Source organism: Vibrio mexicanus (genome assembly GCF_001012815.1).
Lineage (GTDB): Bacteria > Pseudomonadota > Gammaproteobacteria > Enterobacterales > Vibrionaceae > Vibrio > Vibrio mexicanus.
This window is the reverse complement of record NZ_JYJP01000101.1, coordinates 15,615-36,671: the sequence shown is the minus strand read 5'-3', so window position 1 is coordinate 36,671 and position 21,057 is coordinate 15,615. Positions and strand designations below refer to the sequence as shown.

At 45.8% G+C, this 21,057-nt stretch carries 31 protein-coding genes and 3 pseudogenes; 2 read left to right on the top strand and 32 right to left on the bottom strand.

Annotation, left to right across the window (positions count from 1 at the left end; genetic code table 11):
- Positions 1-228: 228 nt before the first annotated feature.
- Positions 229-849, top strand: coding sequence for a BamJ family beta-barrel-assembly machinery protein (locus UA76_RS14865; protein ID WP_047047679.1), 621 nt, complete (start codon positions 229-231; stop codon positions 847-849).
- 127 nt (positions 850-976) lie between these two features.
- Here the strand turns inward: UA76_RS14865 and rplQ are convergent, their stop codons facing one another.
- The 31 genes and pseudogenes from rplQ to nsrR all read right to left on the bottom strand — a co-directional run bounded on the left by rplQ (position 977) and on the right by nsrR (position 18,904).
- Complete coding sequence (gene rplQ / locus UA76_RS14860) at positions 977-1,363, bottom strand: 50S ribosomal protein L17 (protein WP_004398447.1); 387 nt, start codon at positions 1,361-1,363, stop codon at positions 977-979.
- Positions 1,364-1,389: 26 nt separating this feature from the next.
- Positions 1,390-2,381: pseudogene (locus UA76_RS14855) on the bottom strand (DNA-directed RNA polymerase subunit alpha).
- Positions 2,382-2,405: 24 nt separating this feature from the next.
- Positions 2,406-3,026, bottom strand: coding sequence for a 30S ribosomal protein S4 (gene rpsD, locus UA76_RS14850; RefSeq protein ID WP_047047676.1), 621 nt, complete (start codon positions 3,024-3,026; stop codon positions 2,406-2,408).
- Positions 3,027-3,053: 27 nt separating this feature from the next.
- Entirely contained in the window at positions 3,054-3,443 is a 390-nt protein-coding gene (gene rpsK, locus UA76_RS14845) for a 30S ribosomal protein S11 (protein WP_001118870.1), read from the bottom strand.
- An 18-nt stretch (positions 3,444-3,461) separates the two neighbouring features.
- Positions 3,462-3,818, bottom strand: a complete 357-nt coding sequence (rpsM, locus tag UA76_RS14840) for a 30S ribosomal protein S13 (protein ID WP_005450559.1) — start codon at positions 3,816-3,818, stop codon at positions 3,462-3,464.
- A 147-nt stretch (positions 3,819-3,965) separates the two neighbouring features.
- Complete coding sequence (gene rpmJ, locus UA76_RS14835) at positions 3,966-4,079, bottom strand: 50S ribosomal protein L36 (protein WP_000868186.1); 114 nt, start codon at positions 4,077-4,079, stop codon at positions 3,966-3,968.
- Between the two features lie 40 nt (positions 4,080-4,119).
- A complete protein-coding gene (gene secY, locus UA76_RS14830; protein WP_047047666.1) occupies positions 4,120-5,454 on the bottom strand; it encodes a preprotein translocase subunit SecY in 1,335 nt (444 codons plus the stop codon).
- Positions 5,455-5,474: 20 nt separating this feature from the next.
- Positions 5,475-5,909: a 50S ribosomal protein L15 gene (gene rplO / locus UA76_RS14825; RefSeq protein WP_047047663.1), complete on the bottom strand. Its 435-nt coding sequence runs from the start codon at positions 5,907-5,909 to the stop codon at positions 5,475-5,477.
- A gap of 5 nt (positions 5,910-5,914) precedes the next feature.
- Complete coding sequence (gene rpmD / locus UA76_RS14820; RefSeq protein WP_047047661.1) at positions 5,915-6,091, bottom strand: 50S ribosomal protein L30; 177 nt, start codon at positions 6,089-6,091, stop codon at positions 5,915-5,917.
- A 7-nt stretch (positions 6,092-6,098) separates the two neighbouring features.
- Complete coding sequence (gene rpsE, locus UA76_RS14815; protein WP_047047658.1) at positions 6,099-6,599, bottom strand: 30S ribosomal protein S5; 501 nt, start codon at positions 6,597-6,599, stop codon at positions 6,099-6,101.
- Positions 6,600-6,613: 14 nt separating this feature from the next.
- The gene (rplR, locus tag UA76_RS14810) at positions 6,614-6,967 is read right to left on the bottom strand and encodes a 50S ribosomal protein L18 (RefSeq protein WP_047047654.1); all 354 of its coding nucleotides are present in this window, start codon (positions 6,965-6,967) and stop codon (positions 6,614-6,616) included.
- Between the two features lie 9 nt (positions 6,968-6,976).
- A complete protein-coding gene (rplF, locus tag UA76_RS14805; protein WP_047047652.1) occupies positions 6,977-7,510 on the bottom strand; it encodes a 50S ribosomal protein L6 in 534 nt (177 codons plus the stop codon).
- Positions 7,511-7,522: 12 nt separating this feature from the next.
- Entirely contained in the window at positions 7,523-7,915 is a 393-nt protein-coding gene (rpsH, locus tag UA76_RS14800; protein ID WP_047047650.1) for a 30S ribosomal protein S8, read from the bottom strand.
- Positions 7,916-7,944: 29 nt separating this feature from the next.
- The gene (gene rpsN / locus UA76_RS14795; protein ID WP_047047646.1) at positions 7,945-8,250 is read right to left on the bottom strand and encodes a 30S ribosomal protein S14; all 306 of its coding nucleotides are present in this window, start codon (positions 8,248-8,250) and stop codon (positions 7,945-7,947) included.
- A 17-nt stretch (positions 8,251-8,267) separates the two neighbouring features.
- Entirely contained in the window at positions 8,268-8,807 is a 540-nt protein-coding gene (gene rplE, locus UA76_RS14790; RefSeq protein ID WP_047047643.1) for a 50S ribosomal protein L5, read from the bottom strand.
- Positions 8,808-8,833: 26 nt separating this feature from the next.
- Positions 8,834-9,151, bottom strand: coding sequence for a 50S ribosomal protein L24 (gene rplX / locus UA76_RS14785; protein WP_047047641.1), 318 nt, complete (start codon positions 9,149-9,151; stop codon positions 8,834-8,836).
- Positions 9,152-9,162: 11 nt separating this feature from the next.
- On the bottom strand, positions 9,163-9,534 hold the full coding sequence (rplN, locus tag UA76_RS14780; protein WP_006075569.1) for a 50S ribosomal protein L14: 372 nt from the start codon (positions 9,532-9,534) through the stop codon (positions 9,163-9,165).
- Positions 9,535-9,696: 162 nt separating this feature from the next.
- Positions 9,697-9,951: a 30S ribosomal protein S17 gene (rpsQ, locus tag UA76_RS14775; RefSeq protein WP_047047637.1), complete on the bottom strand. Its 255-nt coding sequence runs from the start codon at positions 9,949-9,951 to the stop codon at positions 9,697-9,699.
- Entirely contained in the window at positions 9,951-10,142 is a 192-nt protein-coding gene (rpmC, locus tag UA76_RS14770; RefSeq protein WP_004410456.1) for a 50S ribosomal protein L29, read from the bottom strand. Before rpmC ends, rpsQ begins: the two co-directional genes overlap by 1 nt.
- Entirely contained in the window at positions 10,142-10,552 is a 411-nt protein-coding gene (rplP, locus tag UA76_RS14765; protein WP_006075723.1) for a 50S ribosomal protein L16, read from the bottom strand. The genes rpmC and rplP overlap by 1 nt, the downstream gene beginning before the upstream one ends.
- An 11-nt stretch (positions 10,553-10,563) precedes the next feature.
- A pseudogene (gene rpsC, locus UA76_RS14760) lies at positions 10,564-11,261 on the bottom strand (30S ribosomal protein S3).
- Between the two features lie 17 nt (positions 11,262-11,278).
- The gene (rplV, locus tag UA76_RS14755) at positions 11,279-11,611 is read right to left on the bottom strand and encodes a 50S ribosomal protein L22 (protein WP_047047629.1); all 333 of its coding nucleotides are present in this window, start codon (positions 11,609-11,611) and stop codon (positions 11,279-11,281) included.
- Between the two features lie 10 nt (positions 11,612-11,621).
- The gene (gene rpsS / locus UA76_RS14750) at positions 11,622-11,900 is read right to left on the bottom strand and encodes a 30S ribosomal protein S19 (protein ID WP_004736729.1); all 279 of its coding nucleotides are present in this window, start codon (positions 11,898-11,900) and stop codon (positions 11,622-11,624) included.
- Between the two features lie 21 nt (positions 11,901-11,921).
- Entirely contained in the window at positions 11,922-12,746 is an 825-nt protein-coding gene (gene rplB, locus UA76_RS14745; protein WP_047047621.1) for a 50S ribosomal protein L2, read from the bottom strand.
- A 15-nt stretch (positions 12,747-12,761) separates the two neighbouring features.
- On the bottom strand, positions 12,762-13,064 hold the full coding sequence (rplW, locus tag UA76_RS14740; protein ID WP_004398471.1) for a 50S ribosomal protein L23: 303 nt from the start codon (positions 13,062-13,064) through the stop codon (positions 12,762-12,764).
- The gene (gene rplD / locus UA76_RS14735) at positions 13,061-13,663 is read right to left on the bottom strand and encodes a 50S ribosomal protein L4 (RefSeq protein ID WP_047047613.1); all 603 of its coding nucleotides are present in this window, start codon (positions 13,661-13,663) and stop codon (positions 13,061-13,063) included. Before rplD ends, rplW begins: the two co-directional genes overlap by 4 nt.
- 17 nt (positions 13,664-13,680) lie before the next feature.
- Positions 13,681-14,310, bottom strand: a complete 630-nt coding sequence (rplC, locus tag UA76_RS14730) for a 50S ribosomal protein L3 (RefSeq protein ID WP_047047609.1) — start codon at positions 14,308-14,310, stop codon at positions 13,681-13,683.
- Between the two features lie 14 nt (positions 14,311-14,324).
- Positions 14,325-14,636 (bottom strand): 30S ribosomal protein S10, encoded by a 312-nt coding sequence (gene rpsJ, locus UA76_RS14725; RefSeq protein WP_001181007.1) that lies wholly within the window; start codon positions 14,634-14,636, stop codon positions 14,325-14,327.
- A 472-nt stretch (positions 14,637-15,108) separates the two neighbouring features.
- Positions 15,109-15,847 (bottom strand): annotated as a pseudogene (gene rlmB / locus UA76_RS14720) (23S rRNA (guanosine(2251)-2'-O)-methyltransferase RlmB).
- Between the two features lie 81 nt (positions 15,848-15,928).
- On the bottom strand, positions 15,929-18,394 hold the full coding sequence (gene rnr, locus UA76_RS14715) for a ribonuclease R (protein ID WP_047047604.1): 2,466 nt from the start codon (positions 18,392-18,394) through the stop codon (positions 15,929-15,931).
- An 84-nt stretch (positions 18,395-18,478) separates the two neighbouring features.
- Entirely contained in the window at positions 18,479-18,904 is a 426-nt protein-coding gene (nsrR, locus tag UA76_RS14710) for a nitric oxide-sensing transcriptional repressor NsrR (protein WP_047047601.1), read from the bottom strand.
- A 120-nt stretch (positions 18,905-19,024) separates the two neighbouring features.
- Between nsrR and hmpA the strand changes: the two genes are divergently transcribed.
- Positions 19,025-20,224, top strand: coding sequence for an NO-inducible flavohemoprotein (gene hmpA, locus UA76_RS14705; protein WP_047047598.1), 1,200 nt, complete (start codon positions 19,025-19,027; stop codon positions 20,222-20,224).
- A 93-nt stretch (positions 20,225-20,317) separates the two neighbouring features.
- Here the strand turns inward: hmpA and motX are convergent, their stop codons facing one another.
- On the bottom strand, positions 20,318-20,953 hold the full coding sequence (motX, locus tag UA76_RS14700; RefSeq protein ID WP_047047596.1) for a flagellar protein MotX: 636 nt from the start codon (positions 20,951-20,953) through the stop codon (positions 20,318-20,320).
- Positions 20,954-21,057 lie beyond the last annotated feature (104 nt).

Sequence of the window (21,057 nt, the reverse complement as noted above, 5' to 3'; positions counted from 1 at the left end):
TATCTGTCTCCTACAAGCAGTACAACTAGTATAAAAATGAACGAAGAGGGAGTATAGAGATTTTCGCCAAACTCCGTCATTGTTAGGTAAAAATCCGTAACTTTCGCCAAGGAGTAAGATAAGGGTCACATCGTGTTGCTTTTCACTTCGCTGAAACAGACAGCCATTTAATCAACCGCTCAGAACTGTTATGCTTTGGCCTTTCTATACTCGAAAAGAGAACTATTCATGTCTGAAGTACAATTTGAAACTGTAGAGCAAAAAGCAAGCTACGGCATTGGTCTACAAATGGGTCAGCAACTAGCAGGTTCTGGTCTTGAAGGTCTAAACGTTGACGCTATTGCTGCGGGTATCGCGACAGCTCTAACTGGCGACATGCCAGCAATCGAAGTTGATGAAATCAACAAAGCTCTACAAGAGCTACACACTCGTGCTGAATCAGTACGTCAAGAAGCAGCGAAAGCAGCAGCTGCAGACGGTGAAGCATTCCTTAAAGACAATGCTCTACGTCCAGAAGTAACAGTACTTGAGTCTGGCCTACAGTACGAAATCCTTACTGAAGGTACTGGTGAAATCCCAACTTCTGACAAGCAAGTTCGTGTACATTACCACGGCGAACTAACTGACGGCACTGTATTTGACAGCTCAGTATCTCGCGGTCAGCCTGCTGAGTTCCCAGTAACTGGCGTTATTAAAGGCTGGGTTGAAGCACTTCAACTAATGCCTGTTGGCTCTAAGTGGAAACTATACATTCCTCAAGATCTAGCATACGGTGAGCGTGGCGCAGGTGCTGCAATCCCTCCATTTGCTGCTCTTGTATTTGAAGTAGAGCTTCTAGACATTCTTTAATTTCTTCTGAAATTAAAGAAGAAAACGGCGACATGATATGTCGCCGTTTTTTTATTCTAAGAATCTACAGAGATTCAAATACAAAAAAGCCGAGCTAATGCTCGGCTTTTAAGTTCATACGAACTGATTACTCAGCAGCTGCTTCTTCAGCAACTTCTGGGCGATCTACAAGCTCAATGTAAGCCATTGGAGCTTTATCACCAGCACGGAAGCCGGCTTTTAGGATACGAGTGTAACCGCCTTGACGGGCAGCAAAACGTGGACCTAGTTCGTTAAATAGTTTTGCAACTACTTCGTTGTCACGAGTACGTGCAAATGCTAGACGACGGTTAGCAACACTGTCAGTCTTAGCTAGTGTAATCAACGGCTCAACGACGCGACGTAGCTCTTTTGCCTTAGGCAAAGTAGTCTTGATAACTTCATGACGTACTAGAGAGCTAGCCATGTTGCTGAACATCGCTTTGCGATGACTGCTGTTGCGGTTGAGTTGACGACCACTCTTACGATGGCGCATGACCTAATCCTTCTAACTAGTATCGATTAATCTTCAGCGATAGACGCTGGTGGCCAGTTTTCTAGGCGCATGCCAGAGAAAGACCACGTGATGCAAGTACGTCTTTAATCTCAGTAAGAGATTTTTTACCAAGGTTTGGCGTTTTAAGTAGCTCAACCTCAGTACGCTGTACAAGATCACCGATGTAGTGAATCGCTTCTGCTTTCAGACAGTTAGCAGAGCGAACTGTTAGTTCAAGATCGTCTACAGGACGCAGTAGGATCGGATCGAATTCTGGCTTCTCTTCCTTCTCCTCAGGTACACGTACATCACGAAGATCTACGAACGCATCCAGTTGCTCAGCAAGAATTGTTGCTGCACGACGGATTGCTTCCTCAGGTTCAAGAGTACCGTTCGTTTCCATATCGATAACAAGCTTGTCTAAGTCAGTACGCTGTTCTACACGAGCTGCTTCTACAGAGTAGGCAATTTTGTCTACTGGGCTGTATGTAGCATCTACTAGTAGACGACCGATTGGACGCTCATCTTCTTCAGTATGGATACGAGCTGAAGCTGGAACATAACCACGACCACGTTCTACTTTGATGCGCATTGCGATCTCAGCGTTGTCATCCGTTAGGTGACAAATAACGTGTTCTGGGTTAGCGATCTCTACATCACCATCATGGGTGATGTCACCTGCAACAACAGGGCCTGAGCCTGATTTGTTCAACGTAATAAACACTTCATCTTTGCCTTCGGCAACGCGAACAGCAAGACCTTTAAGGTTAAGTAGGATTTCAAGAATATCTTCTTGAACGCCTTCTTTCGTGCTGTATTCGTGTAATACGCCTTCAATCTCTACTTCAGTTACGGCACAACCCGGCATTGAAGATAGTAGAATACGGCGAAGTGCATTACCAAGAGTATGGCCAAAGCCACGCTCTAACGGCTCAAGAGTTACTTTTGCGTGTGTCGTATTGATTTGTTCGATATCAACAAGACGTGGCTTAAGAAATTCTGTTACAGAACCCTGCATTGTGTCCTCTCTTTAGTTTAAACCTTACTTAGAGTAAAGCTCGACGATCAATTGTTCGTTGATGTCAGCAGACAGGTCAGAACGCTCAGGCATACGCTTGAATGTACCTTCCATTTTGCCACCATCTACTTCAATCCAAGTTGGTTTTTCGCGTTGTTCAGCAACTTCTAGAGCTGCCTTGATGCGAGATTGCTTTTTAGCTTTCTCACGGATTGCAACAACGTCGTTAGCCGCAACTTTGAAAGAAGGAACGTTTACAACTTTACCGTTAACTACGATAGCTTTATGGCTAACTAGCTGACGTGCTTCTGCGCGAGTTGCGCCAAAGCCCATGCGGTAAACTACGTTATCAAGACGACCTTCAAGAAGCTGAAGCAGGTTCTCACCTGTGTTGCCTTTAAGACGTGCAGCTTCTTTGTAGTAGTTACGGAATTGTTTTTCTAGAACGCCGTAGATACGACGAACTTTTTGCTTCTCACGAAGCTGAACGCCATACTCAGATAGACGACCGCGACGAGCGCCGTGTACACCTGGTGCGTTATCAATTTTACACTTGGTATCGATCGCGCGTACACCAGACTTAAGGAATAAGTCAGTACCTTCGCGACGGCTAAGCTTCAGCTTAGGACCCAAATATCTTGCCATGATCTTTCTCCAGTAATCTAAAAAACGTTATACGCGACGTTTCTTAGGTGGACGACAACCGTTATGAGGGATTGGTGTAGCATCAACGATGTTTGTGATGCGGAAACCAGCAGCGTTCAGTGCGCGAACAGTAGATTCACGACCTGGACCTGGACCCTTAACCATAACTTCCAAGTTCTTTAGACCGTATTCTTTAGCCATTTCAGCACAACGCTCAGCAGCAACCTGTGCAGCGAACGGAGTAGACTTACGAGAACCACGGAAACCTGAACCACCTGCAGTAGCCCAAGCTAGAGCATTACCTTGACGGTCAGTGATGGTTACGATTGTGTTATTGAAAGAAGCATGGATGTGCGCAACGCCATCTGCAACTTGCTTGCGTACGCGCTTACGAGCGCGAGTTGGTTGTTTAGCCATTGTACTCTACCTTCCCGATTATTTCTTGATCGGCTTACGCGGACCCTTACGGGTGCGAGCATTGGTTTTAGTACGCTGTCCACGTAGTGGTAGACTGCGACGATGACGAAGACCACGGTAACAACCAAGGTCCATAAGACGCTTGATGTTCATTGATACTTCACGACGTAGATCACCTTCTACAGTGTATTTAGCTACACCATCACGCAGTTGATCGATCTGCTCTTCAGTTAGTTCACTGATCTTAACATCTTCAGCAATACCCACTTCAGCTAGGATAGCTTGAGAGCGAGTTTTACCGATGCCGTAGATTGCCGTTAGGGCGATTACAGCATGTTTTTGATCAGGAATGTTAATGCCTGCAATACGGGCCATTATTCACTCCTAGTGTTTCATAAAAGAATTATCCGCAGCAAAGCCCGTCGAGGATACGCTGCGGCATACTACTTCTTTTGCACGCAAAAGGTAGGCCGAGGAATATACGCGACACTACCTTATATTTCAAGTAAAAATTTCTGCTAATTAGCCTTGGCGTTGTTTATGCTTTGGCTCACTGCAAATCACGCGAACGACACCGTTACGCTTGATAACTTTACAGTTACGGCAGATTTTTTTAACGGAAGCACGAACTTTCATTGCTAAACTCCGTAAATGAAATCTTCAGACTACCGCCGGATTAACGGCCGTACCCTTTCAGATTTGCTTTTTTCAACACAGAATCATACTGTTGGGACATCAGATGAGTCTGTACCTGTGCCATAAAGTCCATGATTACAACTACTACGATAAGTAGTGATGTACCGCCGAAGTAGAAACGTACGTTCCACGCGACCATCATGAACTCGGGAATCAGACAGATAAAGGTAATGTATAACGCACCAGCTAAGGTTAAACGTGTCATTACTTTATCGATATATTTCGCTGTCTGCTCACCTGGGCGGATACCGGGTACGAATGCACCAGACTTCTTCAGGTTATCTGCTGTTTCGCGAGGGTTAAACACCAACGCAGTATAGAAGAAACAGAAGAAGATAATCGCTGCTGCATAAAGCATAACGTACAATGGCTGACCTGGGCTAAGAGCCAAAGACACATCAGTTAGCCAACCGAATGTGCTGCTCTCACCGTTCTGACCGAACCACTGAGCTAATGTTCCTGGGAACAAAATAATGCTTGATGCAAAGATTGCTGGAATAACACCTGCCATATTAATTTTAAGTGGCAAGTGAGTGCTTTGCGCAGCAAATACTTTTCGACCTTGTTGACGCTTCGCGTAGTTGACAACGATACGACGTTGACCACGCTCCATGAAAACAACAAAGTAGATAACTGCAAAAGCTAATACACCAATCAACAGCAGAAGAAGTACGTGCAATTCACCTTGACGCGCTTGCTCGATTGTTTGACCGATTGCCGATGGCAATCCAGCAACAATACCTGCAAAAATAAGTAATGAAATACCATTACCAATTCCACGCTCTGTAATTTGTTCACCTAACCACATTAGGAACATGGTGCCGGTTACTAAACTTACGGTAGCAAGTAGCGTAAACATGGTTTGGTTGATAACAACCAGATTGTCGACCATGTTTGGTAGGCCAGTTGCGATACCAATTGCTTGGAATGTTGCAAGTACAAGCGTGCCGTAGCGTGTATATTGGCTGATCTTACGACGGCCTGCTTCACCCTCTTTCTTGAGTTCAGCTAACGCTGGATGAACTACAGTTAGCAGTTGGACAACAATCGAAGCCGAAATATACGGCATGATGCCCAACGCTAATATAGATGCACGCTCAAGTGCACCACCGGAGAACATGTTAAACATTTCAACGATGGTGCCTTTTTGCTGTTCGAACAAATCGGCAAGTACAGCCGCGTCAATACCAGGCAGCGGTACGAAAGAACCCGCACGGAATACGAGAAGAGCCCCTAATACGAATAGAAGACGCGACTTCAACTCCGCCAATCCATTTTTCGCACTACTAAAATCTTGTCCTGGTTTTTTAGCCATCTGTACCTTTCCTACGAAGATTATTCTTCGATTTTACCGCCTGCAGCTTCGATTGCAGCTTTAGCGCCTTTAGTCACGCGTAGACCTTTAACAGTCACAGCTTTGCTTAGTTCACCAGAAAGAACAACTTTAACGAATTCGATGTTCTTAGTGATAACGTTAGCAGCTTTTAGGCTGTTTAGATCAACTACGTCACCTGTTACTTTCGCTAGCTCAGCTAGACGAACTTCAGCAGACACTAGGCTCTTACGAGAAGTGAAACCGAACTTAGGTAGACGTTGTTTCAGAGGCATTTGACCGCCTTCGAAACCTGGACGAACAGAGCCGCCAGAACGTGATTTTTGACCTTTGTGACCACGGCCACCAGTTTTACCTAGGCCTGAACCGATACCACGACCAAGACGTTTTTTAGGACGCTTAGAGCCAGCAGCCGGTGATAGAGTATTCAAACGCATTATGATTACTCCTCAACTTTAACCATGTAGTAAACCTTGTTGATCATGCCGCGTACTGCAGGCGTGTCTTCAAGTTCTACTGTGTGGTTGATTTTACGAAGGCCAAGACCTTTAAGACACAGTTTGTGCTTAGGTAGGCGACCAATTGAGCTTTTAGTTTGAGTTACTTTAATAGTTGCCATTGTGTTCTTACTCCGAAATAGATTCAACAGTTAGACCACGTTTAGCAGCAACCATTTCTGGTGACTTCATGCTACCTAGTGCATCGATCGTTGCACGAACGATGTTGATAGGGTTCGTAGAACCGTATGCTTTAGATAGTACGTTGTGTACACCAGCAACTTCTAGTACTGCACGCATCGCACCACCTGCGATAACACCAGTACCTTCAGCAGCAGGCTGCATGTAAACTTTAGAGCCCGAGTGGCGACCTTTCACCGGGTGGTGAAGAGTGCCTTCGTTTAGAGCGATCGTAGTCATGTTACGACGCGCTTTTTCCATTGCTTTTTGAATCGCAGCAGGTACTTCACGAGCTTTGCCGTAACCGAAACCTACGCGACCGTTACCGTCACCAACTACAGTTAGTGCAGTAAAGCTCATGATTCGACCACCTTTAACCGTCTTAGAAACACGGTTAACTGCGATTAGCTTTTCTTGCAAATCATTAGCTTGTTGTTGTTCTTTAGCCATCTTCCAACCCTACCTTAGAATTTCAGACCAGCTTCGCGAGCAGATTCTGCTAGCGCCGCTACTCGGCCATGGTATTGGAAACCAGAACGATCGAATGCAACAGCAGATACGCCTTTTTCAAGAGCGCGCTCAGCAACAGCTTTACCTACTGCTTTAGCTGCATCGATGTTACCAGTACTCTTAACTTGCTCACGGATCACTTTTTCTACCGTAGAAGCGGCTGCGATAACTTCAGAGCCGTTTGCTGCGATAATCTGAGCGTAAACGTGACGAGGAGTACGGTGTACTACTAGGCGAGTTGCACCCAGTTCTGCAATCTTACGACGTGCACGTGTAGCACGACGGATGCGAGATGCTTTCTTATCCATAGTGTTACCTTACTTCTTCTTAGCTTCTTTAGTACGCACGAGTTCATCGGCGTAACGAACACCTTTACCTTTGTAAGGCTCAGGCTCACGGTAAGAACGAATGTCAGCCGCAACTTGACCAACTAGCTGCTTATCACAACCAGTTACAACGATCTCAGTTTGGCTTGGGCATTCTGCTTTAACACCTTCAGGTAGAGCGTGCTCTACTGGGTGTGAGAAGCCAAGTGTTAGAGCTACAGAGTTGCCTTTCATAGCAGCACGGTAACCAACACCCTTAAGGGTTAGCTTCTTAGTGAAGCCTTCAGTAACACCAACAACCATGTTGTTAACTAGAGCGCGAGCTGTACCAGCTTGTGCCCATGCGTTAGCAACACCTTCTTTCGGACCGAAAGTTAGGTTGTTTTCTTCCTGTGCAACAACTACTGCGTCGTTAAGTACGCGAGTTAGAGCACCCTTAGGACCTTTTACAGCGACTTCTTGGCCGTTTAATTTCACCTCTACGCCAGCTGGAATAGCGACAGGTGCCTTAGCAACACGAGACATATTCTACTCCTATTACGCTACGTAAGCGATGATTTCACCACCAAGACCTGCTTTACGTGCAGCACGGTCAGACATTAGACCCTTGGAAGTGGACACTACAGCAATACCAAGACCGCCCATCACAGATGGTAGCGAGTCTTTGTTCTTGTAGACGCGCAGACCAGGACGTGAAACACGTTTGATTTGCTCAATTACAGGTTTAGCTTGGAAGTACTTAAGTGTAACTTCTAGCTCAGGTTTCGCTTCGCCTTCAACAGCGAAGTCAACGATGTAACCTTCAGCTTTTAGCAGTGCAGCAATTGCAACTTTAAGCTTTGAAGAAGGCATTTTAACAGCAACTTTGTTTGCTGCCTGACCGTTACGAATACGGGTCAGCATATCCGAAATCGGATCTTGCATGCTCATAAGATTTACTCCAAATGATTAAGTGGCAATTACCAGCTAGCCTTACGAAGTCCAGGAATCTCGCCTTTCATGCAAGCTTCGCGAACTTTGATACGGCTTAGACCGAACTTACGTAGGTAACCGTGTGGACGACCAGTTTGGTTACAACGGTTGCGCTGACGTGATGCACTTGAATCACGTGGAAGAGATTGCAGCTTAAGAACTGCATTCCAACGATCTTCTTCAGATGCGTTTACATCGCTGATGATAACTTTTAGCGCAGCACGCTTCTCAGCGAACTTAGCTACTAGTTTTGCACGCTTAGCTTCACGTGCTTTCATTGATTGTTTAGCCATAACAGTAACCCTTCACCTTACTTACGGAATGGGAAGTTAAAGGCAGCCAGCAGAGCACGGCCTTCCGCATCAGTACTAGCTGACGTCGTGATAGTAATATCAAGACCGCGTACACGATCGACTTTATCGTAGTCGATTTCCGGAAAGATGATTTGCTCGCGAACGCCCATGCTGTAGTTACCGCGACCGTCAAAAGACTTAGCGCTAACACCACGGAAATCACGTACACGTGGAAGAGCGATGTTGATTAGACGCTCAAGAAAATCCCACATACGTTCGCCACGTAAGGTTACTTTACAACCAATTGGGTAGCCTTCACGAATTTTGAAACCTGCAACAGATTTACGCGCTTTAGTGATAAGTGGCTTCTGACCAGAGATCGTTGCCATATCAGCTGCTGCGTTTTCTAGCAGTTTCTTATCGTTGATTGCTTCACCAACGCCCATGTTTAGGGTGATTTTTTCAATCCTAGGGACTTGCATGACGCTTGAGTAGCTGAACTCTTTGGTAAGCTCAGCGACTACAGACGACTTGTAGTAATCATGCAGTTTCGCCATAGTAGAACTCCAAATTACATTCTAAATTAGTTAGAAACGGTTTCGCCGTTAGACTTGAAGAAACGAACTTTCTTGCCATCTTCGAAACGGAAACCGATACGGTCTGCTTTACCAGTAGCCGCGTTGTAGATTGCAACGTTAGAAGCATCAATAGCTGCTTCTTGTTCAACGATGCCACCTTGTTGACCTAGAGCCGGTACAGGCTTTTGGTGCTTCTTAACAAGGTTGATACCTTCAACGATAACTTTACCAGTTGCTAGAACCTTAGTTACTTTACCTTTCTTGCCTTTATCTTTACCAGCAAGAACGATTACTTCGTCATCACGACGGATTTTAGCTGCCATCTTAGTGCTCCTTATAGTACTTCTGGAGCCAGTGATACAATCTTCATGAATTTCGCATTACGAAGTTCACGAGTCACTGGGCCAAAGATACGAGTGCCGACTGGTTGCTCAGTAGTGTCGTTCAACAATACACAAGCATTACGGTCGAAGCGAATGACAGAACCGTCTGGACGACGTACGCCTTTACGGGTGCGAACTACTACCGCCTTCAGTACATCACCTTTTTTAACTTTACCGCGTGGAATTGCTTCTTTAACAGTAACTTTGATGATGTCGCCGATGTGTGCGTAACGACGGTGTGAGCCACCCAGAACCTTAATACACATTACCTTGCGCGCGCCAGAGTTATCTGCAGCGTCAAGTGTACTTTGCATTTGGATCATTGTTAGTGCTCCGCTAAATATTAAAACTAGACCCTCTCGGGTCGGGCTGCCTCTTTAAAAGGGACGCGAATTGTACCACCCTTTTTTGTGATTGGGTAGACAAAAAACAAGCGGCCCCAAAAAAAATTTGGAGCCGCTTGATTATCTAGGAAAAAGTCGAAATTAACCTTTCGCTTTTTCTAGAACTTTTACCAAAGTCCAAGACTTAGTCTTAGACAGTGGACGACACTCTGCGATTTCAACTTTGTCGCCTAGGCCACATTCGTTGTTCTCGTCATGTGCGTGTACTTTAGTCGTGCGCTTTACGAATTTACCGTAAATTGGGTGTTTAACCATGCGCTCGATAGAAACAACGATAGACTTGTCCATCTTGTCGCTAATAACACGACCTTGTTGAGTACGTTTTTGTTCGCTCATTATGCGCCTGCCTTCTCAGTCAAAACAGTTTTCACACGTGCGATATCACGGCGTACAGCTTTCAGAGTATGAGTTTGCTGTAGCTGACCAGTTGCAGCTTGCATGCGCAAGTTGAACTGTTCGCGTAGCAAATTCAATAGCTCAGCGTTAAGCTCTTCAACGCTTTTTTCGCGTAGATCTTGTGCTTTCATCACATCACCTGCTTAGTTACAAATGTAGTCTTGAATGGCAGTTTACGTGCCGCTAGGCGGAACGCTTCACGAGCCAATTCTTCAGGTACACCGTCCATTTCGTACATAACCTTACCAGGTTGGATTTGGGCTACCCAGTACTCAACGTTACCTTTACCCTTACCTTGACGAACTTCTAGTGGTTTTTCTGTGATTGGTTTGTCTGGGAACACACGGATCCAGATTTTACCTTGACGCTTAACGTGACGTGTCATAGCACGACGAGCTGCTTCGATCTGACGAGCAGTTAGGCGACCACGGCCAACTGCTTTAAGACCGAAAGTACCGAAACTTACGTCAGTACCTTTCGCTAGACCACGGTTACGACCAGTTTGAACCTTACGGAATTTAGTACGTTTAGGTTGTAGCATCTGTCGACTCCTTACTTACGGCCTTTACGCTGCTTCTTAGGCTTGTCGCCTTTTGGCTCTACAGCGTTAGCTGCTGGCATACCGCCTAGGATCTCACCTTTGAAGATCCAAGTCTTAATGCCGATCACACCGTATTGAGTGTGAGCCGAAGAAGTTGCGTAATCAATGTCAGCACGTAGAGTGTGTAGAGGTACACGACCTTCACGGTACCACTCAGAACGTGCAATTTCAGCGCCGCCTAGACGACCGCTTACTTCTACTTTGATGCCTTTAGCACCTAGACGCATTGCGTTTTGTACCGCGCGCTTCATAGCACGACGGAACATAACACGACGCTCTAGTTGAGACGCGATGCTGTCACCAACTAGCTGAGCATCAAGCTCAGGCTTGCGTACTTCAGCGATGTTGATTTGAGCTGGAACACCTGCAATTTTAGCTACAGCTGCGCGTAGTTTCTCAACATCTTCACCTTTCTTGCCGATTACAACGCCTGGACGAGCAGTGTGAATAGTCACACGGATGCTCTTAGCAGGACGCTCGATAACGATGCGTGAAAGAGATGCTTTTTGTAGTTCCTTAGTTAGGAACTGACGTACCTTGAAGTCGCCGTCTAGGTTGTCAGCGAAATCTTTGGTGTTAGCAAACCATGTAGCATTCCAAGCTTAACGATGCCAAGACGAATACCATTAGGATGTACTTTTTGACCCATTGCTTACTCTCCTAGTCTTAAGCGTCTGCTACAACAACAGTGATGTGGCATGAACGCTTCAAGATACGATCCGCACGACCTTTAGCACGAGGCATAATACGCTTCATGATAGGGCCTTCATCTACGAAGATTTTAGCGACTGATAGATCGTCGATATCTGCACCTTCGTTATGCTCAGCGTTCGCGATTGCTGATTCAAGAACTTTCTTAACTAGTTCAGCAGCTTTTTTGTTGCTGAAAGTTAGGATTTCTAGAGCTTGATCAACGTTCTTGCCACGGATTTGATCCGCTACAAGGCGAGCTTTCTGTGGAGAAATGCGAGCAAAGTTATGTTTAGCTAAAGCTTCCATTATCTACTCCCTATTTCTTCTTAGCTTTCTTATCCGCAGCGTGGCCGCGGTAAGTACGAGTTGGTGCGAATTCGCCCAGTTTGTGACCGATCATTTCTTCAGTTACAAATACTGGTACGTGCTGACGACCATTATGGACAGCGATGGTCAAACCGATCATCGTAGGGATGATCATTGAACGACGGGACCAAGTCTTAATAGGCTTTTTGTCTCCGCTTTCCACCGCTTTCTCTACCTTCTTCAGCAAGTGTAGGTCAATAAATGGACCTTTCTTGAGAGAACGTGGCATGGCGATTCCTCTTTATATAGATTACTTGTTACGACGACGTACGATGTACTTGTCTGTGCGCTTGTTCTTACGAGTCTTAAAGCCTTTAGTAGGCTGACCCCAAGGAGATACTGGGTGACGACCACCAGAAGTACGGCCTTCACCACCACCGTGTGGGTGGTCAACTGGGTTCATTACTACACCACGTACGGTTGGACGTACGCCGCGCCAGCGTGAAGCACCAGCTTTACCTAGTTCACGTAGCATGTGCTCAGCGTTGCCTACTTCACCGATTGTTGCACGGCCTTCAGACAATACTTTGCGCATCTCGCCAGAACGTAGACGGATAGTTACGTATGCACCGTCGCGAGCAACGATTTGAGCATAAGCACCAGCCGAACGAGCTAGCTGTGCACCTTTACCAGGCTTAAGTTCAACACAGTGTACAGTAGAACCTACTGGGATGTTGCGCATCGGCAGAGTGTTACCTGCTTTGATTGGCGCATCTACACCAGATTGAATCTGGTCACCTGCTTGAACACCTTTAGGTGCGATGATGTAACGACGTTCGCCGTCTGCGTACAGAACTAGTGCGATATTTGCGCTACGGTTTGGATCGTATTCTAGACGCTCAACTTTCGCTGGGATACCGTCTTTAGTACGTTTGAAGTCAATTACACGGTAGTGGTGCTTGTGACCACCGCCGATGTGACGTACTGTGATACGACCGTTGTTGTTACGACCACCGTTCTTAGAGTTTTTCTCTAGAAGTGGTGCGTATGGCTTGCCCTTGTGTAGGTCAGCGTTAACAACTTTAACGACGTGACGACGACCAGGGGAAGTCGGCTTACATTTAACAATAGCCATTTTTAACTACTCCTGTTATTCCGCGCCGCCAACAAAGTCAAGATCTTGACCTTCTTTCAAAGTAACGTACGCTTTCTTAACGTCGCTGCGGCGACCTTGGCGTAGACCTTGACGTTTGGTCTTACCCTTAGTGATAAGAGTATTTACAGACTTAACTTCAACTTCAAATAGCTTTTCTACAGCTGCTTTGATCTCTTTTTTAGTTGCATCTTTAGCTACTTTGAAAACGATAGTGTTCGCTTTCTCAGCTGCCATAGTTGCTTTTTCAGAGATGTGCGGAGCACGTAGAACTTTTAGGATACGCTCTTCAGTGATCATGCTAGCATCTCCTCAACTTGCTTAACTGCTTCTGCAGTAATTACAACTTTGTCGAACGCGATTAGTGAAACTGGGTCGATACCAGCTACGTCACGAGCGTCAACTTTGTATAGGTTACGAGCTGCTAGGAATAGATTCTCATCTACTTCGCTAGTCACGATTAGCGCGTCTGTAAGCTCAAGCTCTTTAAGCTTAGCTACAAGTTCTTTTGTTTTTGGTGCTTCTACTGAGAAGTTATCAACAACGATTAGACGCTCTTGACGAACAAGCTCAGAAAGAATGCTCTTCATAGCACCGCGGTACATTTTCTTGTTTACTTTTTGGCTGTGATCTTGTGGTTTCGCAGCAAAAGTAACACCACCTGTACGCCAGATTGGGCTACGAATTGTACCAGCACGAGCACGGCCAGTACCTTTTTGACGCCATGGCTTAGCACCACCGCCAGAAACTTCTGAACGTGTCTTTTGAGCACGAGTACCTTGACGAGCACCTGCTGCATAAGCAACAACTACTTGGTGTACAAGAGCTTCGTTAAACTCACGTCCGAAAGTAGCTTCGGAAACAGTTAGTGCATCAGCACCTTTAACCATTAGTTCCATTACTTACTCCTGAGACGTTATGCTTTAACAGCTGGTTTAACGATCACGTTACCGCCAGTTGCGCCTGGGACTGCACCTTTAATAAGAAGCAGATTGCGCTCAGCGTCAACACGTACGATCTCTAGGTTTTGAGTCGTTACACGCTCAGCACCCATGTGACCTGCCATTTTCTTGCCTTTAAACACGCGACCTGGAGTTTGACATTGGCCAATTGAACCCGGTGCACGGTGAGACAAAGAGTTACCGTGAGTCATATCTTGAGTAGAGAAGTTCCAACGCTTAACAGCGCCTTGGAAGCCTTTACCTTTAGATGTACCAGTAACGTCTACTTTTTTAGTTTCGTTGAATAGTTCAACAGTTAGCTCAGCGCCAACTTCGAACTCTTCGCCGTTTTCTAAACGGAATTCCCAAAGACCGCGACCAGCTTCTACACCTGCTTTCGCAAAGTGACCAGCTTCTGGTTTAGTTACACGGTTAGCTTTCTTAGCACCAGTAGTTACCTGGATTGCTGCGTAGCCGTCAGCTTCAAGTGTACGCACTTGAGAAACACGGTTCGCTTCAACCTCAACAACAGTTACTGGGATAGAAACGCCTTCTTCAGTAAATACGCGGGTCATACCCACTTTACGTCCGACTAGACCAATCATTATTCTAATCTCCCTTAACCTAGGCTGATTTGTACATCAACGCCAGCAGCAAGATCTAGACGCATTAGAGCGTCAACAGTTTTGTCTGTTGGCTCAACGATGTCGATCAAACGCTTGTGAGTACGAATTTCGTACTGGTCACGTGCATCTTTGTTGACGTGTGGAGAGATAAGAACAGTGAAACGCTCTTTACGAGTAGGTAGTGGGATAGGACCACGAACCTGTGCGCCAGTACGCTTAGCTGTTTCAACGATTTCCGCAGTTGAAGCGTCGATTAGTTTGTAATCGAAAGCTTTAAGGCGGATACGAATACGTTGGTTCTGCATGAGACAGAGCTCCAATTATTAAAAATTACACAAACAATATCGCCACTCAAACTCGCTAAAGCGAGAGAATGCCGATTGATTTATGTGAAACCGTAACATCCAAGATTAGGACGTATTGTCAGTTAATTTTCGATTAACTATCCCTACATGCCAAAGTCACCTTTGGGGATAGTTTTTCCGAAGAAAAGATAGCTAATTGTATTAACCGCGAACATAAGCTGAGTTTACATTACCTCACTTTCCCAAAGAAAAGCTCGCTCCTCGATGCTCATTGGTTCACAACTGGCTTAACCAGTGCGCTGCATTATACAGATCACAATTTTACTTGCAAGGGGTGTTTGAAAATTAAACGGAAAAGGAAAATTGAGATGCGAGATGCGAGATGCGAGATGCGAGATGCGAGATGCGAGATGCGAGAATAATAAGAGGCTGATGCAAACATCAACCCTCATCATATTCTAAAGAGGCGTAGTTAAGCGAGGCGCTGTCTCACTGCTTCAAACAGGCAAATACCTGAAGCAACGGATACGTTTAAGCTTGAAACCGAACCTGCCATTGGAATTTTAATTAAGTCATCGCAAGTCTCACGCGTTAGGCGACGCATGCCATCTCCCTCCGCACCCATCACGATAGCCAATGGGCCAGTTAACTTCGCTTGATAAATATCATGCTTGGCTTCACCTGCTGTACCTACAAACCAAACGCCTTGTTCCTGAAGGGCACGCATCGTACGCGCTAAGTTCGTCACTCTCACGAGCGGCACTGTCTCGGCAGCGCCACAAGCAACTTTGCTTACTGTAGCCGTCATAGGGGCAGACTTATCTTTGGGTACAATCACGGCTGCAACACCAGCGGCATCGGCATTACGTAAGCAAGCGCCCAAGTTATGCGGATCCGTTACACCATCAAGTACAAGCAATAGTGGTTGTTCGTGCTTTGCCAATATTGTATCTAGGTCGTTTTCATTCAGTGGCTTTGCCGGTTTAACGCGAGCAATCACCCCTTGATGATTGGCCCCTTTGGCCTTGTCATCTAATGCTTTACGTCCCATCTGCTGGATAGAAATACCAAACGCTTGCAGTTCATTTAGGATTGGCATTAGTCGGTCATCTTGACGGCCTTTTAGTACAAACGCTTCGACAAAACGCTCTGGTTCTTTTTGCTAGCACGGCTTTGATTGCGTGTATGCCGTAAATAAACTCGTTACTCATCAATAAACCTATTGGGTCAAATTCTTAGTTGTGGCTATAAAGCGGGCAAGTTGTTGCCCTACTCTCGCACTGCGTTAGTGGTTAGGGCTGAGTTTTACGCCTCGCTTTCTTGGGCTTAGCTCCCGGCTTTTTCTTTCTAGCCTTCGTCACTTTCGGCTTCTTAGCCGGACCTTTTGCACCTGAAATTTCAGGTCGCTTAGTTGGTTCGACTTCTGGGCTAGCTTTTCGCCCCTTGCCTTTTGTCGCAGCGCGTTTTTTATCTTTCGCTTTTCGCTTAGCTTCTGCCGCGCGTTTTTTGGCAGTTTTTCCTTGGCCGCGTAGCTTACGACTTGTTTCGACTAATTCAAAGTCAATTTGCTTATCATTTAAATTAACCGATAGTACCTTCACTTTTACAGCGTCGCCCAAACGGTAGATATTGCCAAAGCTTTCGCCAATTAGGCGCTGACCAATTGGGTCATACTGATAGTAATCATTAGCGAGATTTGAGATATGAACTAAACCATCAATATGTAAATCGGTTAAACGAACAAAGAAACCGAAACTTGTCACATTGGCAATCACACCTTCCAGTTCTTCACCCACATGATCTTGCATGTATTCACACTTCAACCAGTCGGCTACTTCACGGGTAGCATCATCGGCGCGGCGTTCGGTCATAGAACATTGTTCGCCGAACACATCCATATCATCGAACGAATAATGATAGCCGCCTGTTGGTGTCCAACGATCTTTATTGGTGCCAGCTTCTTTAGCTATCAAGTATTTGATCGCACGATGAAGCAGTAGGTCTGGGTAACGTCGAATCGGCGAGGTAAAGTGCGCATAACGTTTTAATGCAAGGCCAAAGTGGCCCGCGTTGTCAGCGTTATAAACCGCCTGTTTCAATGAGCGAAGCAGCATGGTCTGAATAAGTTCTTTATCCTGACGCTCTGAAATTTTATGAACGAGCTCAGCATAGTCTGTCGGCGATGGTTCAAGCCCGCCTTTTAGCTCGAGTCCTAGTTCACCGAGAAAATCGCGGAAACCTTGAAGCTTGAGTTCACCCGGTGATTCATGCACACGATACAACGACGGCTCTTTTGCTTTTTCTACCAAAGAGGCCGAAGCGATGTTCGCCAGAATCATACACTCTTCAATGATCTTATGAGCATCGTTGCGAATGACAGGCTCGATACGATCAATTTTACGTTCAGCATTAAAGATGAACTTAGTTTCAATGGTCTCAAACTCAATCGCGCCGCGGTTATCACGAGCTTGTTTGAGGACTTTGTACATCTTATGCAATTCTTCTAAGTGAGGTACGAGCGCGTCGTAACGTGAACGCAGTTCCTCATCACCATCGAGAATTGAACCCACTTTGCTATAGGTTAAGCGTGCATGGGAGTTCATTACCGCTTCATAATGCTTGTATCCAGAAAGCTTGCCGGTTGCAGAGATGGTCATCTCACACACCATACACAAGCGGTCGACTTGTGGATTCAATGAACACAAGCCGTTAGATAAAACTTCAGGTAGCATAGGTACAACTTGAGATGGGAAGTAAACCGAGTTACCCCGCTCTACCGCTTCTTTATCAAGTGCGGAATCTGGGCGCACGTAATAGCTAACATCGGCAATCGCTACCCATAGACGCCAGCCACCACTTTTCTTCGCTTCACAGTAAACCGCATCGTCAAAGTCACGAGCGTCTTCACCATCGATGGTCACCAATGGTAAATCACGCAAATCAACGCGCCCTACTTTCGCCTCTTCAGGTACTTCTTCGGTCAAGCCTTCAACTTGCTTTTCAACTGCTTTTGGCCACTCATGAGGAATTTGATGGGTACGAATAGCGATCTGCGTTTCCATGCCTGGCGCCATGTTCTCACCCAGTACCTCAACCACTTGACCCGCCATGCCTTTCGAACGAGCTCCACGATCGGTAATTTCAATCACCACCACGTTACCCATTCTCGCACCGGCACGATGCTCATTCGGGATCAAGATATCGTGACTGATTCGAGAATCGTCTGGCACCACATAGGAATACCCGTACTCCATGAAGAAGCGGCCAACAATTTGCGTATTTCGCTCTTCCAGTACGCGAACTAGGCGGCATTCACGTCGGCCACGTTTGCTGTTCTCAGTCGGTTGAACCAATACGTAGTCGCCATGGATTAGGTTACGCATTTGGTGATGAGGCAAAACTACATCGTTATCTTTACCCGTGCTGCCATCAGGACGAACCCAACCATGCCCATCTTTGTGGCCAATAACGGTACCTTTTATCAATTCGAGCTTTTCTGGCAACGCGTAGCATTGACGACGCGTAAACACGAGTTGCCCATCGCGCTCCATAGCACGAAGACGGCGGCGTAAACCTTCATATTGATCTTCCCCTTTCAGCTCAAGCGCATCAAACAAATCGTTACGATTCATCGGCACCGCCGCTTGTTCTAAAAAGTCGAGAATGAACTCACGGCTAGGCACCGGATTCTCATAATTTTGGGATTCACGTTCAGCGAAGGGATCGCTAGAAAGATCATTTGGACGGTTATCTGACATAAGCAGCCTGTTTTGCAAGGAGGGTATATAGCTAGTATATCCGACTCTCTCGCTAAGCTACAGAAATGCTTTTAGATTGGGCAGTTACGGGCGGGTTAGAAGGATCAATAAATCGGAGTTATCCGCCAACAACTCTTGAATCGTGCAAGTATCAAGTTCTGCCAAGAAAGCGAGTTTGGCTTTGGCAAGTTTGTCTTTCAAACGGCAGGCAGGCGTAATGTGGCAAAACTCTACAGAGCAGTTAACCAAGTCGAGAGGCTCAATGTCTCTTACCACTGAGCCCACTGTAATCGTCGCGGCCGGTTTGAGTAGTCGAATCCCACCATTCTTGCCACGAATTGTCTGTACGTAACCAAGCTGCCCCAAACGGTTGATCACTTTAACCATATGGTTGCGGGAAACCCCAAACAGTTCAGTCACTTCTGTAATGTTGGTTAACTCATCTTCTGGCAAAGAAGCGAGAAAGATAAGTGTTCTTAACGCGTAATCGGTAAAACTGGTTAACTGCATATCGGGATTCTTCTCAGGGACGCACTGGTAAAAAGTTTAAATCTTTTCTTGCTCTAAAGATACATTTGAGATACAACTTAAAACATGCATTATAAATACAACTTTAAATAGGAAACAATTATGCTCAGCTCAAAAACAATTGATACGGTGAAAGCAACCGCGCCTTTACTTGCGCAAACTGGCCCTAAGCTAACCGAGCATTTTTATACCCGCTTGTTTACTCATCACCCCGAGCTCAAAGACGTGTTCAACATGAGCCATCAAAGAGAAAGCCAGCAATCTTCAGGCGCTCAACGTGAAGCATTATTTAATGCAATCTGCGCTTATGCGGGAAACATAGATAATTTAGAGGCTTTGCTTCCTGCGGTAGAAAAGATTGCACAAAAGCACTCAAGCTTTTTAATAACAGCGGAACAATATGCCGTTGTTGGAGAGCACCTGCTTGCGACCATAGATGAACTCTTTTCTCCGGGGCAAGAAGTTCTCGATGCTTGGGGAGAGGCTTATGGCCTTCTAGCTAATATTTTCATTCAACGTGAAGAGAGCATTTATCAAAATAGTGAGGCGCTAGACGGTGGTTGGCGTGGTTTAAGAGAGTTTGAACTGATTGAAAAAACAAAAGAGAGCGCGTCGATTACTAGCTTTGTGTTTAAACCAACAGACGCACAAAGCGTAGCGAGTTTTAAACCCGGCCAATACATCGGTATCTACATCAACGACGATAGCTTCGAGAATCAAGAGATACGTCAGTACAGTCTATCGTCAGCGCCTAAAACTGATACTTATCGCATTTCGGTTAAACGCGAAGAAGGCGGTACAGTCTCTAACTACTTACACAATCAACTGACTGTTGGCGATAAAGTGAAGCTAGCACCACCAGCGGGTGACTTTTTCATGGACGTTGATAAGAAAACGCCTGTTGCTTTGATTTCTGCAGGCGTTGGACTGACTCCGACACTTTCGATGCTAGAGACACTCACTCATCATGAAGCGGGTATTCATTGGATACATGCCACTGACAATGGTCAGCAACATGCGTTTCAATCTAATGTGAAAGCATTAGCTGAAAGCAACTCAAACATCAGTATCAATACTTGGTATAAATCACCATTAGATGATGACCAACCGGCTGAAGATTATCAGTTCAGTGGTTTACTTGATTTAAGCAAGATCGCTCATCAAATCGATTCAAATCTAACTCAAGCCTATATCTGTGGACCAGTAGGCTTCATGCAACTTGCCGCAAAACAGCTCATAGAACTGGGTTTTGCAGAAGAACAGATCCATTACGAGTGCTTCGGCCCGCACAAAGTGCTTTAGGTTGACACGTAGTGTTCGTGAATTTTGAGGGGCATTAAAAAACGCAGCCAATTGGCTGCGTTTTTTTACATTAGTTGCCCAGTAATGAACTGGTTACCAGAAAGTGTCGCGTCGCTTAGCTCTTGCAATAACATTTTCTGGCATTCGCATTTCCAAGCCCTGCCTGAGTATCGAAATGCGTTTATGAGTGCGTTGATCTGCGGTGACTGAATTGTAGAGCCAGCGATAAGCATCTTCATAATCCAGTGGGCTGCCATAATCGCGCAGTAAGAGTTCGGCCAAATGGATACGTGCGTTTATGTTACCCATTGCTGCCGCTTCCCGTAAATATGGGATCGCCCTTTCTTTGTCTTCTTGAACAAAGGTTCCACGCGAGTAGTAACGCCCTAACTGTTCCAGGGCCGTTGGCAAGCCTTGATGCGCCGCGTTCTCCATGTAATAGAGGCCAAGTTCGACATCTTGGTCTACGCAAACGCCCCACGCCAGCATGTCTCCGTAAAGAAACTCATAAGATGGCAGGCTAATGCGAGTTGCACGCGCGACAATATCCTCAACGAGCTGACACTTGTCTGCCTTGACTCGTTCGAGATGTTTATTCTGTTCAATCAGTTTTATCAGTTCAGCTTCAGTGTATATCGGCACTGGCTCACCAATATCTGCCACATTTGCGTGACTCAAAGACGAGCTCAGGGCAACGACTAACGAAGCTGCTACCATTCGTAGCTTCATAAACGCACTCTGTATCTATTCCGATCGCTCACTCTCTTTTACCTATAGATTAATCTTAGGCCAGAAAGCTCGGTTTGAATTTTATATCGGCAATAAATGAAAAC

What these genes read in the sequence shown, in the direction of transcription:
- UA76_RS14865 (WP_047047679.1), top strand. Translation starts at nt 229, where the DNA reads ATGTCTGAAGTACAATTTGAAACTGTAGAGCAAAAAGCAAGCTACGGC.
- rplQ (WP_004398447.1), bottom strand. Translation starts at nt 1,363, where the DNA reads ATGCGCCATCGTAAGAGTGGTCGTCAACTCAACCGCAACAGCAGTCAT.
- rpsD (WP_047047676.1), bottom strand. Translation starts at nt 3,026, where the DNA reads ATGGCAAGATATTTGGGTCCTAAGCTGAAGCTTAGCCGTCGCGAAGGT.
- rpsK (WP_001118870.1), bottom strand. Translation starts at nt 3,443, where the DNA reads ATGGCTAAACAACCAACTCGCGCTCGTAAGCGCGTACGCAAGCAAGTT.
- rpsM (WP_005450559.1), bottom strand. Translation starts at nt 3,818, where the DNA reads ATGGCCCGTATTGCAGGCATTAACATTCCTGATCAAAAACATGCTGTA.
- rpmJ (WP_000868186.1), bottom strand. Translation starts at nt 4,079, where the DNA reads ATGAAAGTTCGTGCTTCCGTTAAAAAAATCTGCCGTAACTGTAAAGTT.
- secY (WP_047047666.1), bottom strand. Translation starts at nt 5,454, where the DNA reads ATGGCTAAAAAACCAGGACAAGATTTTAGTAGTGCGAAAAATGGATTG.
- rplO (WP_047047663.1), bottom strand. Translation starts at nt 5,909, where the DNA reads ATGCGTTTGAATACTCTATCACCGGCTGCTGGCTCTAAGCGTCCTAAA.
- rpmD (WP_047047661.1), bottom strand. Translation starts at nt 6,091, where the DNA reads ATGGCAACTATTAAAGTAACTCAAACTAAAAGCTCAATTGGTCGCCTA.
- rpsE (WP_047047658.1), bottom strand. Translation starts at nt 6,599, where the DNA reads ATGGCTAAAGAACAACAACAAGCTAATGATTTGCAAGAAAAGCTAATC.
- rplR (WP_047047654.1), bottom strand. Translation starts at nt 6,967, where the DNA reads ATGGATAAGAAAGCATCTCGCATCCGTCGTGCTACACGTGCACGTCGT.
- rplF (WP_047047652.1), bottom strand. Translation starts at nt 7,510, where the DNA reads ATGTCTCGTGTTGCTAAGGCACCTGTCGCTATTCCAGCTGGCGTAGAG.
- rpsH (WP_047047650.1), bottom strand. Translation starts at nt 7,915, where the DNA reads ATGAGCATGCAAGATCCGATTTCGGATATGCTGACCCGTATTCGTAAC.
- rpsN (WP_047047646.1), bottom strand. Translation starts at nt 8,250, where the DNA reads ATGGCTAAACAATCAATGAAAGCACGTGAAGCTAAGCGTGCAAAACTA.
- rplE (WP_047047643.1), bottom strand. Translation starts at nt 8,807, where the DNA reads ATGGCGAAACTGCATGATTACTACAAGTCGTCTGTAGTCGCTGAGCTT.
- rplX (WP_047047641.1), bottom strand. Translation starts at nt 9,151, where the DNA reads ATGGCAGCTAAAATCCGTCGTGATGACGAAGTAATCGTTCTTGCTGGT.
- rplN (WP_006075569.1), bottom strand. Translation starts at nt 9,534, where the DNA reads ATGATCCAAATGCAAAGTACACTTGACGCTGCAGATAACTCTGGCGCG.
- rpsQ (WP_047047637.1), bottom strand. Translation starts at nt 9,951, where the DNA reads ATGAGCGAACAAAAACGTACTCAACAAGGTCGTGTTATTAGCGACAAG.
- rpmC (WP_004410456.1), bottom strand. Translation starts at nt 10,142, where the DNA reads ATGAAAGCACAAGATCTACGCGAAAAAAGCGTTGAAGAGCTTAACGCT.
- rplP (WP_006075723.1), bottom strand. Translation starts at nt 10,552, where the DNA reads ATGCTACAACCTAAACGTACTAAATTCCGTAAGGTTCAAACTGGTCGT.
- rplV (WP_047047629.1), bottom strand. Translation starts at nt 11,611, where the DNA reads ATGGAAGCTTTAGCTAAACATAACTTTGCTCGCATTTCTCCACAGAAA.
- rpsS (WP_004736729.1), bottom strand. Translation starts at nt 11,900, where the DNA reads ATGCCACGTTCTCTCAAGAAAGGTCCATTTATTGACCTACACTTGCTG.
- rplB (WP_047047621.1), bottom strand. Translation starts at nt 12,746, where the DNA reads ATGGCTATTGTTAAATGTAAGCCGACTTCCCCTGGTCGTCGTCACGTC.
- rplW (WP_004398471.1), bottom strand. Translation starts at nt 13,064, where the DNA reads ATGATCACTGAAGAGCGTATCCTAAAAGTTCTACGTGCTCCGCACATC.
- rplD (WP_047047613.1), bottom strand. Translation starts at nt 13,663, where the DNA reads ATGGAACTAATGGTTAAAGGTGCTGATGCACTAACTGTTTCCGAAGCT.
- rplC (WP_047047609.1), bottom strand. Translation starts at nt 14,310, where the DNA reads ATGATTGGTCTAGTCGGACGTAAAGTGGGTATGACCCGCGTATTTACT.
- rpsJ (WP_001181007.1), bottom strand. Translation starts at nt 14,636, where the DNA reads ATGCAGAACCAACGTATTCGTATCCGCCTTAAAGCTTTCGATTACAAA.
- rnr (WP_047047604.1), bottom strand. Translation starts at nt 18,394, where the DNA reads ATGTCAGATAACCGTCCAAATGATCTTTCTAGCGATCCCTTCGCTGAA.
- nsrR (WP_047047601.1), bottom strand. Translation starts at nt 18,904, where the DNA reads ATGCAGTTAACCAGTTTTACCGATTACGCGTTAAGAACACTTATCTTT.
- hmpA (WP_047047598.1), top strand. Translation starts at nt 19,025, where the DNA reads ATGCTCAGCTCAAAAACAATTGATACGGTGAAAGCAACCGCGCCTTTA.
- motX (WP_047047596.1), bottom strand. Translation starts at nt 20,953, where the DNA reads ATGAAGCTACGAATGGTAGCAGCTTCGTTAGTCGTTGCCCTGAGCTCG.